17 protein-coding genes and 1 pseudogene are annotated in these 19,093 nt (G+C 58.3%); all 18 read right to left on the bottom strand.

The genetic code is table 11. The annotated features are described in order from the left end of the window. Positions 1-2: 2 nt before the first annotated feature. Positions 3-1,022 (bottom strand): flagellar motor switch protein FliG, encoded by a 1,020-nt coding sequence (gene fliG, locus AD666_RS18225; protein ID WP_053154943.1) that lies wholly within the window; start codon positions 1,020-1,022, stop codon positions 3-5. Continuing rightward, complete coding sequence (gene fliF / locus AD666_RS18220; RefSeq protein ID WP_053154941.1) at positions 1,015-2,799, bottom strand: flagellar basal-body MS-ring/collar protein FliF; 1,785 nt, start codon at positions 2,797-2,799, stop codon at positions 1,015-1,017. The genes fliG and fliF overlap by 8 nt, the downstream gene beginning before the upstream one ends. A 15-nt stretch (positions 2,800-2,814) precedes the next feature. After that, positions 2,815-3,141, bottom strand: coding sequence for a flagellar hook-basal body complex protein FliE (gene fliE, locus AD666_RS18215; protein ID WP_003199082.1), 327 nt, complete (start codon positions 3,139-3,141; stop codon positions 2,815-2,817). Positions 3,142-3,379: 238 nt separating this feature from the next. Continuing rightward, the gene (locus AD666_RS18210) at positions 3,380-4,774 is read right to left on the bottom strand and encodes a sigma-54 dependent transcriptional regulator (protein WP_053154939.1); all 1,395 of its coding nucleotides are present in this window, start codon (positions 4,772-4,774) and stop codon (positions 3,380-3,382) included. 5 nt (positions 4,775-4,779) lie between these two features. Next, a complete protein-coding gene (locus tag AD666_RS18205) occupies positions 4,780-5,988 on the bottom strand; it encodes a PAS domain-containing sensor histidine kinase (RefSeq protein WP_053154937.1) in 1,209 nt (402 codons plus the stop codon). A gap of 110 nt (positions 5,989-6,098) precedes the next feature. Beyond that, positions 6,099-7,574: a sigma-54 dependent transcriptional regulator gene (locus AD666_RS18200; RefSeq protein ID WP_053154934.1), complete on the bottom strand. Its 1,476-nt coding sequence runs from the start codon at positions 7,572-7,574 to the stop codon at positions 6,099-6,101. 161 nt (positions 7,575-7,735) lie between these two features. Further along, the gene (locus tag AD666_RS18195) at positions 7,736-8,032 is read right to left on the bottom strand and encodes a hypothetical protein (RefSeq protein WP_053154932.1); all 297 of its coding nucleotides are present in this window, start codon (positions 8,030-8,032) and stop codon (positions 7,736-7,738) included. An 11-nt stretch (positions 8,033-8,043) separates the two neighbouring features. Next, positions 8,044-8,439, bottom strand: coding sequence for a flagellar export chaperone FliS (gene fliS, locus AD666_RS18190; protein WP_053154930.1), 396 nt, complete (start codon positions 8,437-8,439; stop codon positions 8,044-8,046). Positions 8,440-8,564: 125 nt separating this feature from the next. Then, complete coding sequence (gene fliD, locus AD666_RS18185) at positions 8,565-10,004, bottom strand: flagellar filament capping protein FliD (protein ID WP_053154928.1); 1,440 nt, start codon at positions 10,002-10,004, stop codon at positions 8,565-8,567. 82 nt (positions 10,005-10,086) lie between these two features. Continuing rightward, positions 10,087-10,452: a flagellar protein FlaG gene (locus tag AD666_RS18180; protein WP_053154925.1), complete on the bottom strand. Its 366-nt coding sequence runs from the start codon at positions 10,450-10,452 to the stop codon at positions 10,087-10,089. Between the two features lie 72 nt (positions 10,453-10,524). Next, positions 10,525-11,370: a flagellin domain-containing protein gene (locus AD666_RS18175; protein ID WP_053154923.1), complete on the bottom strand. Its 846-nt coding sequence runs from the start codon at positions 11,368-11,370 to the stop codon at positions 10,525-10,527. 252 nt (positions 11,371-11,622) lie between these two features. Continuing rightward, positions 11,623-11,892 (bottom strand): hypothetical protein, encoded by a 270-nt coding sequence (locus AD666_RS18170; RefSeq protein ID WP_053154921.1) that lies wholly within the window; start codon positions 11,890-11,892, stop codon positions 11,623-11,625. Further along, positions 11,889-13,181, bottom strand: coding sequence for a motility associated factor glycosyltransferase family protein (locus tag AD666_RS18165; protein WP_053154919.1), 1,293 nt, complete (start codon positions 13,179-13,181; stop codon positions 11,889-11,891). The genes AD666_RS18170 and AD666_RS18165 overlap by 4 nt, the downstream gene beginning before the upstream one ends. 84 nt (positions 13,182-13,265) lie before the next feature. Next, on the bottom strand, positions 13,266-14,192 hold the full coding sequence (locus AD666_RS18160; protein WP_053154917.1) for a ketoacyl-ACP synthase III: 927 nt from the start codon (positions 14,190-14,192) through the stop codon (positions 13,266-13,268). 320 nt (positions 14,193-14,512) lie between these two features. Beyond that, a complete protein-coding gene (pseF, locus tag AD666_RS18155) occupies positions 14,513-15,214 on the bottom strand; it encodes a pseudaminic acid cytidylyltransferase (RefSeq protein WP_053154915.1) in 702 nt (233 codons plus the stop codon). Between the two features lie 6 nt (positions 15,215-15,220). Continuing rightward, positions 15,221-15,364, bottom strand: a pseudogene (locus AD666_RS26830) (DegT/DnrJ/EryC1/StrS family aminotransferase); the annotation flags it as partial. Positions 15,365-15,370: 6 nt separating this feature from the next. Continuing rightward, positions 15,371-18,304 (bottom strand): TIGR00180 family glycosyltransferase, encoded by a 2,934-nt coding sequence (locus AD666_RS18150; RefSeq protein WP_053154913.1) that lies wholly within the window; start codon positions 18,302-18,304, stop codon positions 15,371-15,373. A gap of 51 nt (positions 18,305-18,355) precedes the next feature. Next, the gene (locus AD666_RS18145; protein WP_053154911.1) at positions 18,356-19,084 is read right to left on the bottom strand and encodes a cephalosporin hydroxylase family protein; all 729 of its coding nucleotides are present in this window, start codon (positions 19,082-19,084) and stop codon (positions 18,356-18,358) included. Between the last annotated feature and the right edge of the window lie 9 nt (positions 19,085-19,093).

The raw sequence follows: 19,093 nt of genomic DNA, 5'->3' as shown, positions 1-19,093 counted from the left end.
CCTTAGATCATCTCTTCGCCGCCCTTGCCACCGAGCACGATTTCTCCGGCTTCGGCCATGCGACGGGCGATGGTGAGGATTTCCTTCTGTGCGGTTTCCACGTCGCTGACGCGCACCGGGCCCTTGGCCTCGAGGTCGTCGCGCAACAGTTCGGCCGCCCGCTTGGACATGTTCTTGAAGATCTTTTCCTTGACGCCTTCGTCCGATCCCTTGAGGGCCAGCACCAGCACATCGGAGGACACTTCGCGCAACAGGGCCTGGATACCACGGTCGTCGACATCGGCCAGGTTGTTGAACACGAACATGAGGTCTTCGATCTGACCGGACAGGTCTTCGTCGAACTCGCGGATCGAGTCCATCAGCTGACCTTCGATCGAACTGTCGAGGAAGTTCATGATGTCCGCCGCACGCTTGATGCCACCCAGGGTGGTGCGCGAGGCATTGGAGTTGCCCGAGAACTGCTTCTCGAGGATCTGGTTCAATTCCTTCAGGGCCGCCGGCTGCACGGTGTTGAGCGACGACACCCGCAGAATGATGTCCAGGCGCGCCTTGTGATCGAAGTTGCCGAGCACTTCGCCGGCCTGGTCCGGATCGAGGTAGGCCACCACGATCGCCTGGATCTGCGGGTGCTCGTAACGGATCACGTCGGCCACGGCACGTGGCTCCATCCACTTGAGGCTGTCCAGGCCACTGGTGTTGCCACCCAGCAGGATCCGGTCGATCAGACCGTTGGCCTTGTCTTCGCCCAGGGCCTGGGTGAGCATTTTGCGCACGTAGTCATCGGAACCGACGCCGAGGCTGGTCTGATCGCCGACGATGTCGACGAACTCGCTCATGACCTGCTCGACCTGTTCACGATGCACGTTACCCATCTGGGCCATGGCCACGCCCACACGCTGGACCTCCTTGGGCCCCATGTGACGCAGCACCTGGGCGGCATCGGTCGACCCCAGGGACAGCAGCAGGATCGCGGCTTTGTCGACCCGGGACAATTTGGCTACGGCGGCTCGATTATCACTCATCTGCGTTAATCCACTCTTTCACGACCTGGGCCACACGACCCGGATCTTCTGCCACCAGACTCTTGATGGCGTTCAACTGTGCGTCATAACCTTCGCTCGGGCTTGGCAGCAGAATGCTCTGCGGCCCGCCGAGGCTGACGCGATCGTTGGCCAATTCGCCATCCAGGCCGCCCATGCCTCCCAGCTCTACATCACCCAGGCCGGCCAGTTGCTTGTTCTTGCCGCCATTGGTGATGTTGTTGAGCACCGGACGCAGCACCCCGAATACCAGCACCAGGATGAACAGCACGCCCAATACTTGCTTGACCACATCCCAGAACCAGGGTTGCGAATAAAACGGAATTTCGGCGATCACCTCTCCGCGCTCGGAGGAGAACGGCACGTTGATCACGCTGACGCTGTCACCACGGCTGGCGTCGAAACCGACGGCGTCTTGCACCAGGCGGGTGAAGCGCGCCAGTTCGTCGGCGCTCCATGGCGCACGGGTGGTTTCGCCATTGGCCGGGTTGACCTTGACCTGATCGTCCACCACCACCGCAACCGACAGACGGTTCAAACGCCCCTGCTGTTGCTTGGTGTGGCTGATGGAACGGTCCAGTTCGAAGTTCCTGGTCGCTTGCTGACGCTTGTCGGCCGGGTACGGCGCGAGCATCGGCTGGCCGGTGGCCGGGTCCATGATCTGCTGACCGTTGGCGTCCACCAGCGGCTGGCCTGGCTGCACCATGCCGGCGGCACCGGCGGCACCACCCGTGGTCTGCGGCGCACTGGCCGGTGATGGCGGCTGGTTGCTCAAGGCACCGGGCACACCTTGTGGGCCATTGCTGGCGGTGCGCTGCTCGGTGACCGACTGCTCGCTGCGCAACGCCGGCTGATCGGGGTTGAATTGCTCGGACGTCGATTCAACGGCGCTGAAATCCACATCGGCCGACACTTCGGCTTTGTAACGGTCATTGCCCAGGATCGGTTGCAGGATGTTATGCACACGCTGGGTCAACATGCCTTCCATGCGACGGCTGTAATCGAATTGTTTGCCGGCCATGGTCAGTTCGGAGTTTTCCACCTGATCGGACAGCAGGTTGCCTTTCTGGTCGACCACGGTGATCTGCGACTTGCTCAACTCGGGAACGCTGGTCGCCACCAGATTGACGATCGCCAGGACCTGGCCAGGCTCGAGGGCACGGCCCGGATAAAGGTCGACCAGTACCGAAGCACTCGGCTTGCGCTCATCACGCACAAACACCGAGCTTTTCGGAATCGCCAGGTGCACACGAGCCCCCTTGACGTTGTTCAGGCTGGAGATGGTACGCGCCAGTTCGCCTTCCAGGCCACGACGATAACGGGTCGCTTCCATGAACTGGCTGGTGCCCAGGCCCTGGTCCTTGTCGAGGATCTCGAAACCGACATTGCCGTCGCTCGGCGTCACGCCGGCGGCGGCGAGCTTGAGGCGCGCACGGGCGACATCGTCAGCCTTGACCAGCAAGGCGCCGGAGTTGGGCTCGACGGTGTATGGAATGTCGGCAGAAGCCAGGGTCTCCATGACTTGCTTGGCGTCCATGCCTTCCAGGCTGCCGTACAAAGGACGGTAGTCCGGCTGCTGAGACCACAGCACCACGGCAAAACCAATCGCCACGCTGGCAGCCAGGCCGACCAACAGGCCCACCTGACGCAGCATGGTCATCTCGGAGAGATTTTCCAGGAAGGACAGGCCGAACAGCGGCGGTTTGCCGTCGGTCGGGGTGGCCTTGGCCGGAACGTTATCTACGGCTGCTTCTGCCATGACTCAATAGTTTCCTTAAACCGGCATCTGCATGATGTCTTGGTAGGCTTGAACCAGTTTATTGCGAACCTGGGTCAACGCCTGGAACGAGACACTGGCTTTCTGCGAAGAGATCATTACGTCAGTCAGGTCGACGCCACTTTTGCCAATTTCAAAGGCACTGGCTAATTGGTTCGATGCCTGCTGGGTATCGTTCACTTTATTGACGGCCTGACCGAGCATGTCGGAAAAGCTGCTGCCACCCACCTGGGGTACGGCGACCGATTTCGGCTGGGCCATGGCGTCCATTTGCATGGCCCGCATGTCCAACATCAATCGATTAAATTCAATACCTTGGCTCATGCTCTATTCTCTCTGGCGGTCCGCGTTTTTTTGACACTTGGTCAGCGGGTATCTAGGTAGTAGCAACAAGGGTGCCAGCTCCATGGCCGCGATAAACAAATGCGCATACCGTCCCGTCAGGCTCCCGTGGGAGCGAGCCTGCTCGCGATAGCGGTCTGACAGTCAAGCTGTGCATCGCTGGAATCACCGCCTTCGCGAGCAATCTCGCTTCCAAAGGAATGGCGGTGTCGGTGTGTTATCAGCTAGCGAACAGATAAGCCTCCACATCCATACCGGCATCACGCATCTGCGCCAGTTTGTAGCGCAAGGTGCGGGGGCTGATGCCCAAGCGTTCTGCCGCCTCCTTGCGACGCCCGCGCTCGGCGCGCAGGGTGTCGATGATCATCTGGAACTCACGCCGACGCAGGTCGTCGCCCAAAGCGCCGGCCGACTCGCCATCCACGTCCACCGGGGCCGCAAACACCGGTGCGGGTGCCGCTGCCAACACGGGCAACGGCGCACAGGCCACCGGACCGGCCAGGCAGAAATCCTCCGGCTGGATCAAGCCGCCCTGCTGCAGGATCAGCGCCCGCTGGATGGCGTTATCCAGCTCTCGTACGTTCCCGGGCCATGGATACGCAACCAGGCAGGCCTGGGCCGCCGGCGAAAGCCTCGCCGTCGCGTGTTTCATTTTATTGACGTGCCGGGCCAATAGCCGTTCAGCCAGCGGCAGGATATCGGCAGTGCGTTCGCGAAGTGGACGCCAGGCCAGGGGAAAAACCGACAGGCGGTAATAAAGGTCTTCGCGAAACCGTCCCGACGCCACTTCGCCCGCAAGGTCGCGGTTGGTGGTCGCCACCACGCGGATATCCAGGCTGATGGGTTTGCGCCCACCAACCCGCTCCACCTCCCGCTCCTGGAGCACCCGAAGCAGCTTGGCTTGCAAGCCCAGGGGCATTTCGGAGATCTCATCGAGCAAAATGGTGCCACCATCGGCCTGTTCGAATTTGCCGGCCTGGGCCGCAATGGCCCCGGTAAACGCCCCCTTCTCATGACCGAACAGTGTCGCTTCGAGCATGTTGTCGGGAATTGCCGCACAGTTGATGGCAATGAACGGTTCGTTGGCGCGACGGGATTGCTGGTGGATATAACGCGCCAACACTTCCTTGCCTGTACCGGATTCACCGGAAATCAACACGGTTGAATCACTGCGCGCCACTCGCGCCGCCAATTCCAGTAATTGCGCACTGGCCGGCTCGAACGCCACCGGGCCTTCACCCTCGACAACAGGGGTGCCCAACGCATGACGCGCCACCAGATCAAGCAGCGCCTTGGGTTCGAATGGCTTGACCAGATAATCCGCTGCGCCCTGGCGCATGGCTTCCACCGCACGCTCGACCGCCCCATGGGCCGTCATCAGCAATACCGGCAACTGAGGGTGACGGGCACGCAACAACCCGAGCAACTGATGCCCATCCATACCCGGCATGTTCACATCGCTGACCACCAGGTTGAAGGTTTCCCGAGCCACCGCCTGCAACGCATCCTCAGCCGAACCTACGGCCACGTAGCCATGCCCGGCCAAAACCAGCGTATCGGCCAGCGCTTCACGCAGGGCCCGATCATCCTCTACCAGCAACACCTTGATCGCCATCGCTATCACTCCACCTGCGGCGCACTGGAAAACAATGGCAGGCACACCGTTGCACAGGTCCCACGCCCCAGCCGCGAACGTAACGTCAATTCTCCCTGATGGGCACGAGCCACGGCCTTGACCACGGTCAGGCCGAGCCCGGTGCCAGTCGCCTTGGTCGTGAAGAACGGCTCGCCGAGGCGTGCCAGCACGGCCGGCTCGATACCACCGCCGCTGTCGCTGACACACAGGCGAAGGGAATCATCGCGGGTATAAAGGTGAATCTTCAGGCGAACTGTCTCGCCGCCAGCCTGGATCGCATTTTCGATGAGATTCAGCACCGCCCCCACCAAGGTGTCGCGGTTACACAGCACCTCGCCGACATGGCTGTCGCACTGCCAGCGGATCGGCAAACCCTGTACATGGGTAGACGCCGCCGCTTGCAACGCCTGCAACAAGGCTTTCGGCGTCACGCGATCGGTCAGCGGCAACTCGCCACGGGCGAAGACCAGCATGTCCCGCACCTGATGTTCCAGCTCGTGCAAACGCTCTTTCAGGCGCCCGGCGAAACGCTGCTGGGTTTCCATCGGCAGTTGTTGCTCGGTCAAATGACTGGCGTACAGCAAAGCGGCGGACAACGGCGTACGAATCTGGTGCGCCAGCGACGCCACCATTCGCCCCAGGGAAGACAGACGCTCATGGCGCGCCAGCTGGTCTTGCAAGTGACGGGTTTCAGTCAGGTCGTTGAGCAGCACCAACTGCCCGGGCTCGGCGTCCAGCGAACGGGTCGAGATGGACAGGCGTCGTCCGTTCTTGAGGGATACTTCATGACCATCGTCTTCACGAGGTGCGAAGCATCGGGTTATGACATGTCGCCACAGCTCGCCTTCGAGCGGCAGCCCGAGTAATTCGCAAGCGGCCGGGTTGGCCTCGCGGACAAAGCCATGGGCATCGATGACAATGACGCCGCCCGGCAAAAGATCGAGCAGATTCTGCAACCGGTTGGCCAGGCGTTCCTTTTCCGCCAGCTCCTGCATGCGCTGGGCGCTGACCACTGCCAATTCACCCTTGAGCTCAGTAACACGGGCTTCGAGCAGACTGTAGGAATCGGTCAGCTGGCTGGACATCTGGTTGAACAGAGAAAACGCCTGCTCAAGTCCGAGCCGGCTTGCCTGCTCGGCGGACGGCATGCTCCCTGATTCGGAGGCAGGAGATATCTGGGCGACTTGGGGCATCGGACTCTCTCGCTTGGCTGACCGTCAGTTAAACGGAATGTTGAGAGAGCCTTAGCAATACCCATGCCTAAAAAAAACCGCCTGAAAATCAGGCGGTTGCAAAACAGGCGTCAATCATCCGCCTGTTCGTCTCCTTCGCGACGGCTCATGCCGTACTTGCGCATCTTCTCCACCAGGGTGGTGCGACGGATACGCAGGCGCTCCGCTGCCCGAGCCACGATGCCGTTGGCGTCATCCAAGGCCTGCTGGATAAGCCCTTGCTCCAGGCCACCGAGGTAGTCCTTGAGATCAAGACCTTCAGGCGGCAGCATGGCATTGGCCGTGAAATCAGGCGTGTGGCCGTTGATCGCCACCCGCTCTTCCAGATCGGTGCGCAGGCTGTCGACCATTTGCTCATCTTCGTCGTCGACGTAGCGGAATTTCTTCGGTAGCTCAGCCACGCCGATCACGCCATAGGGATGCATGATCGCCATGCGCTCCACCAGGTTGGCCAATTCGCGCACGTTACCCGGCCAGCCATGACGACACAGGGACATGATCGCCGCCGAGTTGAAGCGGATCGAACCGCGCTTTTCGTGCTCCATGCGCGAAATCAGCTCATTCATCAGCAACGGGATGTCTTCGACACGCTCGCGCAACGGCGCCATTTCGATCGGGAATACGTTGAGGCGGTAATAGAGGTCTTCACGGAAACTGCCTACCTCGATCATGCTCTCGAGGTTCTTGTGGGTCGCAGCAATGATGCGTACATCGATACTCTGGGTTTTGTTACTGCCCACACGCTCGAAAGTACGCTCCTGCAGAACTCGCAGCAGCTTGACCTGCATCGGCAGCGGCATGTCACCGATTTCATCGAGGAACAGCGTACCGCCGTTGGCCAATTCGAAACGCCCGGCCCGACTGGTGATGGCGCCTGTGAAAGCGCCCTTCTCATGACCGAACAATTCGCTTTCCAGCAACTCGGCCGGGATTGCGCCACAGTTGACCGGCACGAACGGAGCTTCACGACGCTTGGAATGGTAGTGCAGGTTGCGCGCCACCACTTCCTTGCCGGTGCCCGACTCGCCCAGGATCAACACACTGGCGTCGGTGTCGGCCACCTGTTGCATCATCTGGCGCACGTGCTGGATCGCCCGACTGGTGCCGACAAGACTGCGGAACAGATTGGGTTCGCGGTGCCTGCCACGCTCACGAGCCTGGTCGTACATCTCGCGATAGACCTGGGCGCGGTGCAGCGAATCGAGCAACTTGCTATAGCTAGGGGGCATTTCCAGGGTGGAAAGCACCCGGCGGCGCTGGTCTTCCGGTAAGTCAAGGGAAGAATTTTCGCCCATTAACAAAACCGGAAGGAACTCATCCCAGGTTGACAGTGTCTTTAGCAAGCCCAAAAGAGTTGCGGGAGCATTTACGGTCCCGATAAGGACGCAAATGACTTCACGACTGGACGACAGAGAGCCGACAGCCTGCTGCCAATCATGGCTGCCGCAGGGCAAATTTTCTTCACCGAGAAAATTCAGGATTACCGCCAGATCACGGCGGCGGACGCTGTCGTCATCGATCAGGAGAATTTTGGTTTCACGCCACATGCAATAGCAACTTCCTAGTCAACTCAGAGCCCGGGATTTGGGGGCAAGCTAGACGCTTGCAGACTTGTTGTGCCTGTAGACGTCTGAAATCTGAAAACAGTTACTAGTTAAGTCAAAAAACGGGTCACAGTCAAATTTATGGCGCACTTTGCATGGATTTATTATCCAAACAAGTTGTAGACCTTTGCCGCATTTTGTGCTTGATGAACCTGCGACATCTCGTCGACGATTGCCTGGCGCTCCCCTGTCGCAGCCTCCAGAAGCTGCTTGTAGACCCCCATCAGTTCCTCAAGATTGGCGCGCAATGCCGCTCCATCCACCTCGTACGCCTCCAGCACATCTTCCATGCAGGAACGACACGTCATGTCCAACTGACCAATGGCCTCCCAATTGCGCTCGGCCAAAGCATCGACCAGAGCGTCACGGGTTTGTTCTATTCGCTGCAGGACATGACTCATGGGAGTGCTCCTTAGAATTGCGGACCGGGATCGGCGATACCATCCCAGCCTTCCTTGACCGTACGAAGCAGATCGGCCACTTCGTCAAGGATCTTCGGGTCGGTCTTGGCGTTGGCTTCGGCCAAGCGTTGCATCATGTAGGCATAGAGACTATCCAGCTCAGCCACGGACTCGGCCTGGTTTTCCAGGTCCAGGCCTTCGCGCAGGCCGCCGATAATGCCGATGGCCTTGCCAATGAAAACACCTTTATTAGCGATGTCTTTACGCTCCATGGCACCTTTGGCCTGAGCAATACGATCCAGCCCCCCTTCCATGAGCATTTGCACCAGACGGTGAGGACTGGCCACGGAAGTCTGGGCATGGGCACCGACCTTCTGATATTGCCGAAGGGCCAACATCGGGTTCATGTTTTACCTCATCCAAACTCTGTATTCGTATAACCAGTCTATCGACCTGGCGTCAGAATTCTTTAGATCAAAAACCAAAAAGCCCGGCAAGCGTCATCCGCTGCCGGGCTTCTGGCGCTCATAGGTTACGAGGCGTTTTTCTGGGCATTGATCGCTTCGAACATCGAAGTGATATTACTTGCCGTCGCCTTGAGCTGACCGACCAGCTTGTCCATGTCGTTGTATTTTTTAGTCAACGTAGCCGTCAGGGTTTCGATCCGACGATCCAAAGCTTCCTGCTGGCTTGCCAGATTCGTCTTGATCTTGGCAAGGCTGGTCGAACGGGCATCGAGAATGCCGTTGTTGCCCGTCAAGGTGTATGGCGTGATTGCATCGTTCATGCGTTCCAGCAGGCCTTTGGCCGCAGTACCGGTCGCAGCCGGATCCCCCAGGAACAGTTTCTGGATCTCACCGCCCAGTTGCTGGGTATCCATCGCCTTCGAAAACTTGGTGCTATCGAAGTCCAACGCACCGGTTTTCTGGTTGGTGGTAATACCCAACTGCGAAAGCACGGTCAGCTTGTCACCGGCACCGGTGGTCACCAACGGCTCGCGAATCGAAGCCAGGATGCTACGCGCCAGCGGGTCACCTGTCAGCGCCGCGCCAACTGTAGGCTTGCCGTCAGCGTCCAAAGTCGGCTTGGTCAGAGTGTTGACACTGCTGACAACCTGATTGTACGCATCGACGAACGCTTGAATCGACTTCTTCAGGCCATCATTGTTCGGCCCGACTGTCACGGTAGTGGTTCCAGTGGTGGCCACCAGATTCAAGGTCAATCCCGAAATAGCCTTGTCGACGGTATTGCTTTTGCTGGTCAGCGTCAGGCCATCCACGGTGAAGCTGGCGTCTGTGGCGAAATCGCCAATGGCACCTGCCGAAGTCGCCGTAGGCGTTGCCCCCATTTGCTGGCCGGCATTGACTTCCAGGCCGGCAATGCCGCTAAGGGTGATGTCGGAACCGGCACCGGTCGTCGTAGACCCCATTACCAAGCGCGAGCCGAACGAGTCGGTGACGATGTTCGCACTGAAACCGTTGATGCCTTGCTGGGCGTTGATCGCGTCACGCACCGACTGCAGGGTTGCGTTCGCACCAATGGTGACGGGGCGAGATACACCGTTTTGAGTGATGGTGAGCGTACCGCTCGGAATGGCACTGGTTGGACCGCCTGCAAAAGCAGCAGTAGCCACCTTGGAGGACGTCGCCAGGTTGTTGATCTTGATGGAATAAGTGCCATTCACCGCCGTATTGCTGGCCACGGCCGTCAGCACTTTGGGATCAGCCGACGTTGCGTTGTACCCTAGAAACTGCGGGGTCTTGGTGTCCCCCAGATTTTTGATCGCCGTCTGAAAGTTCGCCAGGACACTTTTGAGAGTACCAACACCGGAAATCTGCGCAGTATTGATGGAGGTCTGACGGGTGATCTGGTTCTGCTTGGCAGATTTATCAGCATCAACCAGAGCCTTGACGATCGCGGTAGTATCGAGGCCGGAACCTAAACCCAAGCCAGGTAGAATTGGACTTGCCATGTGGGACTCCCTTCAGTGTGTCGCCGGCTTTTTGACCACTACAACGCCCAAAAGAACATAGCAACAAAATTCATGCCAGCTATCAGACTTTCGCACTGAATAGCAGGCTGTTTGCATCATTCAAACTGTTTGCCAGCTTCAAGACTTCCTCGTTAGGGATCTGACGGACCACCTCACCAGAATCACCGGCAATCACTTTGACCACTACTTTGCCAGAAGGCTCGTCAATCGAGAACTCCAGGTTGCGCTTGACCGATTGAACAAACTTTTCGATTTCCTGAACAGCCCGTTTAAGCTTTTCCTGTTCAACCTGCTCGCTTTTGCGCTCATCCTTGACGGCAACCGCAGGCGCGGCTTCCGCTCGAGGCTTCTCCACCGGCTTGCTGGCAACAGTTGTCGCCTGCTGAGCCGCAGGATAAGACAAGTTCAGCTTCACGCTCATATCCATGTCCAACACCTCTTAAACTGAAAAAGCGAGGGAGCACGCAAGCGCACCCCCCCGCTAAAATTCATCCAGCGATTACTGAAGCAGTTTCAGTACAGCGGATGGCAATTGGTTGGCCTGGGCCAGAACCGAGGTGGAAGCCTGTTGCAGAGTCTGCTGCTTGGTCAGCTGTGCAGTTTCAGCAGCGAAGTCGGTATCTTGTACGCGGCTCAGTGCAGCACTGGCGTTTTCGTTGATGTTCTGCAGGTTCGAGATGGTGCTCGAGAAACGGTTTTGAGCAGCACCGAGGTCGGCACGAGTACTGTTGATTCGTCCCAGAGCCGCGTCGATGGCCGAGATGGCCGACAGAACTGCCGAGTGGTTAGCGCCGTTGGAGGTACCCGAAATGGTAGTACCGGTCATGCCCAGGGCGCTGGAGTCGAAGCTCGAAGCCAGAGTCAGGGTGATCTGGTTGTCCGAAGTGGTGTTCGAACCTACCTGGAATTCCATCGAACCAGCAGTACCGTCCAGCAGAGCCTTACCGTTCAGGTTGGTCGACTGAGCGATACGGGTCAGTTCAGCAACGGACTGTTGGTATTCTTTGTCCAGAGCGGTACGGTCGGCAGTGCCGTTGGAGTCGTTTCGCGATTGCAGTGCAATTTCACGCATACGCTGCAGAATGTTGGTCGACTCTTGCAGGGCGCCTTCAGCGGTCTGAGCGATCGAAACACCGTCGTTGGCGTTTTTGATAGCCATGGTCTGACCACGGATCTGCGAAGTCATACGGGTAGCGATCTGCAGGCCGGCGGCGTCGTCTTTGGCGCTGTTGATTTTCAGGCCGGAAGACAGACGGGTCATCGAAGTCGACAGCGCGTCGGAAGCGCGGCCCAGGTTCTTCTGAACACCCAGCGATGTGGTATTGGTATTTACTGTTAAAGCCATGACGAATTCCTCGTTGGTTGGGTACTGCGGCTTCCGGCCCTGGCAACTCGCCGGGTGTGGCCTAGAGAACCTTCGTAATAGTTATCGTCGTAATCGGAGCTTGCTTTAGCAGTTTTTTCAAATTTTTTGCCATCAGGGTGCCACCCCTCATAAATCAAGGACTTGGACGAGATCGAGGACTGAAAAAATGACGCCAGAGATATGTCGACCAGGATTCCGGGGGAGCAAGACAAGGCAGCCTGTCGGTGAAGCCTAGATACGAGCCCCGCCCGTCAGCAGATCGACGAGTTCGCGGTCGAGATAATCTGCCAGTGATAGCCAGTTCTGCGCTATCTGGTCATTGATCATCAAGGTCAACAGCTCATGCCATGACGAGTGGATGTCACTCGTCATATTTTCAACCAACAGTTGAGCAGACTCGACCAGTACCACCATCGCCAGCCCCGCCTCGACGTCCCGCCCCAGGCGAAACAGCCGGGCACAGTCATGAGCCTCCCGGACCACGTCTTGAAGTTTGTTCACTGGGTAAACTCCGGATCGAAATCAGTGCCGGCGATCATCGCCCCGTCCCGGCTACTGTTAAAGAAACGCACCCGGGGATGCCCGGCGATAAAACGCTCCAGTTCACACAGATAACTGCGGAAGTTGAGCTGGGTCTTGACTCGCTGCCCATGACCATCGAGCACCCAGTGCCTTGCGGCGTCCAATTTGGGCCCCAGGTCCCCGTCATTCCACCCTGCATGAGTCCTGTCATGGGGGAACGCGAAGTCAGCACCGAACAGAGTGACCCTTGACGCTCCCATTTTGACGGCCAGGTCGACGGCCGGATGGATCACACTGCCCCCCACATACAACTCATGCCGGAGCATCTGCTGGCGCATCTGCCGATAGATCGGACTGGCGGAATACCCCACATACCGCGCGCCCTGCCAAGCTTCAATTACCAGCGGATCAGCCATGGGGAGATAAACCAGCGTAACGCCGCCTGAATGTTCGGCCGGGAGGTGCCGCATCGAAATGCGTTGATCGATGGTGACCACGATATCTGGTCGTATGCCATGGTTGATCAACGGTCGGTAGGCAGTATCGACACAAATCAACAAGGGCCGCTCGGCCTGGTCATGCAGGTTGCGTAGTTTCTCGAAGTGCTGCTCGAGGCTGGGCCCGGTTGCGATGACGAAAGCGTCCCGCCCCTTATAAGAACCGAACAGCTCGCCTACATCACGATCACGCTGCACCAGGTTGAAGGTCGATCGCAGGCGCTCGATAATCTCCGGGGCACCGGGATCGAACTCCCGATTGTTGAACACCAGATGGGTTTCACTGATTAATCGGTCGCGAATCTTGGCGTTGTAGTCGTCGGCCAACACCAGTTCTGCAGGCAAGGCGAAGAACGGTAGCTGGATTTCCGTCAGATCGCCGGCGTAAAGCAACTCGACGCGAGGATCGACGAGCCATGGCGACTGGTCCAGCACCTGCAACACCAGCGCGAACACAGAGCCGTTGAGAATATGCACGTACAGGCGCTCAAGCGCTGGTCTCTCCAGCATCCGGTTTTGCAGATCACCCAGCCCCGTGCCATAGACATGCACAACGGCAGCGTCCGACGGCAGGCTGGAGGCCTGTAGCTCGGCCTCGGCGAGGCGGTCATGACGACTGGTCAGCTGAATGCCATTGATGCTCAAGGTCGAGCCCATACCCTCCACCAGATCCGCCTGCAATCGGCTGGCATCCTCCAGCACCAGGCGTTCGGCCAGGGCCGGCCAGCGCTGTTCGATCAGTTGGAGATTGCGCGCGAAGAACTCACTCATTGCGTCTCGCCTTTCGTCGGGCAAAAAAAAATAGCGCTCAAGATTACACCTTGGACGCTATTTTTGTGCCCGGATCCAAGTGAATCAAGGACGATAGATGATCGCCGAGCCCCAGGACAGCCCGACCCCGAAACCGCTCAGGGCCACGCGTTTCCAGTTGGAATCGAGTACATGCTTTTCCAGCAGCAAAGGAATGCTCGACGATACCGTGTTCCCGGTCTCGACCATATCCTTGATAAATTTCTCTGGTTCACCTTCAAATCGCCGCGCCACGGCATCGACAATCGCCGCGCTGCCCTGATGGATGCAAAACGCGTCGATATCAGCGGGCTGCAGATCGGAATCGGCCAGCAACTCATGCAGGTGGGCAGGAACCTTGAGCAAGGCGAAGTTGAACACCTGACGGCCATTCATGAAGAACACGCCGTCGCTGACCTTCAGATGCGGCGCACCGGAACCGTCGGTGCCGAACTTGGATTTGCCCAGTTGCCACGGCGCATCTTCACCCATCCACGTGGCGGTGGCGGCATCGCCGAACAGCATCGTGGTGTTGCGGTCTTCCGGGTCAACGATCTTGGAGTACGGGTCAGCCGTGATCAACAGCCCGTTCTTCAAGCCAGCGGCTTCCATGAAGCCCTTGATGGCATAGATTCCGTAGACATAACCCGAACACCCCAGGGAGATATCGAATGCTGCCACGGTGGTAGGCAAGCCCAGCTTGTCCTGAACGATGGCCGCCGTATGGGGCAATCCTTCCTCATCACCGTTCTGGGTGACCACGATCAGTACATCGATGGCTTCGCGCTTCAGACTGGGATTGTTGGCAAACAGCGCGTTGGCAGCTTCGACACACAAATCCGAGGTTTCCTGGTCGTCACCCTTGCGAGGCAGGAATGCCGAGCCGATCTTGCCGAGAATGAATTCTTCATCCTTTTCAAACTTCGCACCCTGTGCGTAATTGTCCACGCCGGCTACAGGAACGTAGCTCGCAATGCTCTTTATGCCAATCATTACGGCTTCCCAATCAAAAACAGCCCAATACCACCGCTCGCAGGAATCGAGGGGCGCCGACAAAGGGAAGTACAAAGGGCTATCACTGGACCCGATAACGGCCAGGCGCCATCTTCCCGGTCAATACAATACAGTGAAGATGCGCGTTATGACTCGCAGGTCACGCAATTTTGCCGAATAAGGCCGATCAACAGGCTATTCAACCAGCGACCAGGTCAACGGCATACCCCACTTAATTACAAGGCGAGCGCGACGCGCCGACGATTGACTCTGCATTATTCAGCCGATGATTGGCGAAGCGTCAGCGCGGATCAGTATCTTCATTGCAGCTCTCCGCCAGCCTTCAATGCGGCGAAGAGGTATTCGGCACGCGTCCAGTCCTCAGGCGTGTCGATGTCCTGCACCAGATAACGGGGCAGGATCACCGGCAAGCTTTTGGATGAAAACAGCACGTCACAGCTCAACCATGCTTCCCGGCGCCCCCAGTAGAACTGGCCGGCATCGTGGAAGGTCTGAGGCAAGTCCTGGGAACGAGTGTTGCGAAACTCAGGATAGAGCGGCGTCAGTGCCCCCTGCCTATCCAGGGTCAAGGCACGCTGCACAGGGAAGCCGAAATCCGTGACAGAAAACGCGAACGATCTCTCGGGATGCGCCCGTAATAGCTCCAATCCCTGCCGCAGGTATCGGGCCTGCAGCAGCGGTGCGGTGGCATAGATGCAACATGCCAGATCAAATGCCCGCTCCTGCAACTCCCTCAGGGCATGGGCGATCACCGCGGCCGTTCCCGTGAAATCATCGGCCAATGCCGCCGGGCGCATGAACGGAACCTGCGCACCGTGGGCCTGAGCCAGCCGGGCGATTTCTTCGTCGTCGGTGCTGACAATCACTTCATCGAACAATTGTGACGACAACGCGGTTCGAATCGAGTGGACAATCATCGGCACGCCGTCGAACGGCTTCAGGTTCTTGCGAGCGATCCGCTTGCTGCCGCCACGGGCGGGAATGATCGCGACAGTACTCACTGGCCGTTACCCCTCAAACAATCGGCGAAGTTGCTCAACCACATAACCCAATTGTTCGTCGCTCCGGGAAGAAAACATGGGCAAGCTTATGGCCTCGGTGTAATAACGTTCGGCCTGGGGAAAATCGCCTTCGGCAACCCCCAGGTCGCGCCGTGCCTATGCGAGCAATTGTGCCCAGTCCACTGCATGGGCTTCGCCCAGCGTAAAAGGCGTCCCAGTGACGGCCAGGCTCTGGTTGTAGGCCGGGTCTTGAGCAAAACGTGCCTGCCATTTTTTCCGAAGCGCAGCCACCGCCTGAGGATTTTCCGGCAAGGTGCCGGGGTGTGCGATCTGGACCTGCGGCGTCCACACGGTCAACAACCCGTGGTCTGCGACCCGCAGGCACAAATCGACATCGGCATACGCCTGTGCAAAATACTCCTGATCGAGCCCGCCCAGCTCGTCGAACACAGCCTTGCGCACCATCAGGCACGCACCAGAGACCGCCGAGCAGTCCTGCTCGACCTGTAATCGATACATATAGCCTTGAGCGTCCTTTTCCTCGCCAACGAATGCTGAAACCACACCGCCCTCGAAGCCTAAAATCAGCCCGGCGCCGGTCACACCACCTTCGCGATCCACCAGCTTGGCACCGACTACGCCGACTTCCGGACGTTGGGCCTGGTTCAGCAACGCTTCGATCCAATTGGCATTGATCACCTCAGCGTCGGCTGCCAACAACACCAGGTATTCACCCTGCGCCTGCGCGGCAGCCTGATTAAGCAACGCCGAAGAACTCAAGCGCTGCTCGTTTTTAATCAAATGGATCCGCCCACGAGCGTTTTGTTGAAGGCTGTCGAGCCAGTCCAGAAGTTCCGCTGACTGACTGCAATTATCAGTAATGATGATTTCGTTGTTTTGGTAGCGCGTGCGTTGCAATACGCTCACCAGGCAGCGCTGCAAATCCGCCTGATTGTCTTCGCTGGCGATAATGATCGACACTTTCGGTCGGTCGGTATGACGGTAGTCGACACGCAAGCCACCAAACGCCTCGGCGCTCACCTGCGCCTGGTAGCCGCGGTTTTTCAGATGACGCAGCAAGGCCTGACGCGCCTGCTCGTTCGGCGCCATGGACGCTGCTGGTGCGAGCAACAACGGTTCGGCCAGATGCGCCAGTCCTGCCATCCCACCCGCCTCGATCAGGCGCAGCAGCAAGTCGAACTCCAGCGCATCGGCGAACTCCCGATCATAGCCACCGACATCGTTCAGTGCTTCGCGACTGATCAGCCAATGCCGTGACATCAGCGCCGGCAGGCTTTGCAATAAATCGAGGTTGAAGGCCGGACGGAAAATATCGGTCAGAGTGCCGTTACTGCGACGATGAATTTCATCCATTGCCACCGCACGGCAGCCGTCGGCTTTCTGCAATTCCAGGCTGGCACGCAACAAACCGGCAGCGGTGAACTCATCGCCCGCCTCGGCCAGCAGCAGCCAATCGGCGCTTGAACGCCGGGCTATCTGATTGAGCCGGTCGACATAATTATCGGCAGTGACCTTGACGAAATGCACCGTGTGTTTTTCGGTGGTGACGGCCGGCAGTTCTCCAGTGGTGAAGACCACGACCTTGAAGGCCCGGAAAGCGCTCTCCATTAGACTGTCGAAGGTGCGCTGCAACTTGTCCATGTCAGCTTCAAGATCGAGCAGCAGAATGCCGAACTGCGGGCCTCCACCCGTGGCCGCCAGATGCTGGTTGATCTTGCGCACGGCCGTGTCGTTCGGTTGACGCGCCTGCAACCAGTTCAACAGCCGACCCGACGGCATGCTGTCGAGCAATCGGCGACTGTCGAAGGTCGGGACACTGTCCAGCCGCGCAATCCAGTCGCTCAGCACTTTTGCTTCGGCGGACTCTCCCTTATCCAATATCTGCTGCTCCAGTTTCTGCACGACGTGGCGGTTGAACGCGCCCAACTGCACGGCTTCCAGCAAACGGTTCTGGATGGTTTCCGGGCTATCGTTTGAATAAGTACGTTGCAGCCGGTGCTGCTGGAGCAGTGCACCTTCCATTTCTTCCAGTTGCAAACGGCCGGCAGGCATCGCGTGCAGCAGGAATTCATATTCGGTGAGTCGATCAAAAAAAGCCTGGTTGTAGAACGGCATCTCGACATACTGCTCAGTACCGAATACCCGCTTCGGCCCCACAGTCGGATCCTTCCAGTAGGACTCGAAAATCGGCTCGATGGTCAACGCGTTGCGCTGGGCAAGGCTGTCCGCAAGTGCCTGGAAACTTTTCATGGCGAACTGCGCGGTCTGGGCTTCGTCCAGATCGCTGATGCCGGTTGGCAACGTCGCGAGGAAAGCGGCGAAACGCTCGCGGTCGGCGACGGAGCGGGCATCCTTGAAACTCAGTGTGCTCATGATTTCGGTGTTGTGGTCGGAGCGGCCATAATTGACCTCTCGCACCACATACGGCCTTGGCAGAATGCGCGCCTTGGCCCGTGCCAGCATGTAGTACACGTGGCCGATTTCCTGCCACTGGAAAATTGTCCCGTCCGGCATCGCTGCATACCAGTCGCGCAACAGCGCCGTGCGATGCACCGCATAGAACGGCGGGATGTACTGGCTCATGCAATCAAGCACACGATCCTGGGCACGGTCGGCGCAGTAGTCCTCCTGCACCTTTTTGTCTCGCCTGTAGTACTGCACATAGTTGGAGTGCGTCAGGTACATCAGGCAGTAGCCGTGGCACAGGCCGTAGTCAGGGTTGGCCTCAAGGAAATCAACCGATTCGATCAACGCCTCGTGCACCAGGAAATCGTCATCGGAGGCGAAGACCATGTATGGCGTGGTGACCTGTTCGACGCCGTACTTGAGCTTGTTCTGGATTCCCCAGTAGCCAAACTCGGGCAAATGCCGATAGTCGATGGTCCGGGCTATTGCGCCGGCGCCTTCAAGCGCGGCGGACGAGGAGTCGAGAACCAGGATCCGGCAAGGCAACGTGCTATAGAACTGCAATGCCCTACGCAGGAACGCCGGGCGATTGTGTGTAATCAGCACCAGAGTGAACAGCTCACTCAGGGGCAATGTATGTTCAGAACCATGGATGCCTTGCATTTCTTTCCTCGCCAAAATCGACTGCCGATGAACGCTTGAATGAGGGACCGTTTAGCGCACTCGGCGCAGGTAACCGTCCGGTGCGACTGTGATCAGCAACTTGCTGTGGATCGCTTGATCGATCTCAAAATCGCGGTTCTCTTCAAGGTAGGCCCAGACTGCGGTTTTCGGGTTGTCTCCCTTGCCCCACGGGCGATCGGGGAACGCGTCCTCCGGCATATCTTCGACCACGGTATCCATCACCACACAGTAACTGCCCACCGAGACCAGCGGCGCATAGAGACGCAGCTCTTGCAGCACGTGTTCATGGGTGTGGTTGGAGTCCAGCACCACCAGTACTTTCTTGCCCTGGATACGTTCACGGACCTGATCGACGACTGCAGTGTCGATGCTGGAACCCTGGATCATGCTGATCCGTTTGCTCATCGGATGAGCTTCGATGGCCTCGCGGTTGTGCTGACGAATATCGATATCGACACCCAGCACTTCACCATGGCCTATCAGCTCAAGCATCGAGGCGTAGAACACCAGCGAACCGCCATGGGCGATCCCGGTTTCAACAATCACGTCCGGACGCAGGTTCCAGATGATTTCCTGCATGGCGACCATGTCCTGCGGGAACTGAATGATCGGCCGGCCCATCCAGCTGAAGTTGTAGGTGTATTTGTGCTTGGCCGTGGTGCCGACCCAGCCCAGCGACTGCTCCTGCAGCGCTTTGTCCTGTTGCAAGCCTTCGATGTTGCCTTTTACTTCTTCGCGAAACTGCTCATGGGGATTCATTGAACTCTC

It is taken from the genome of Pseudomonas sp. Pf153, from assembly GCF_001269775.1.
Taxonomy (GTDB): domain Bacteria; phylum Pseudomonadota; class Gammaproteobacteria; order Pseudomonadales; family Pseudomonadaceae; genus Aquipseudomonas; species Aquipseudomonas uvaldensis.
The sequence above is the reverse complement of the archived record's forward strand: the minus strand, read 5'-3'. Positions and strand labels throughout refer to the sequence as shown.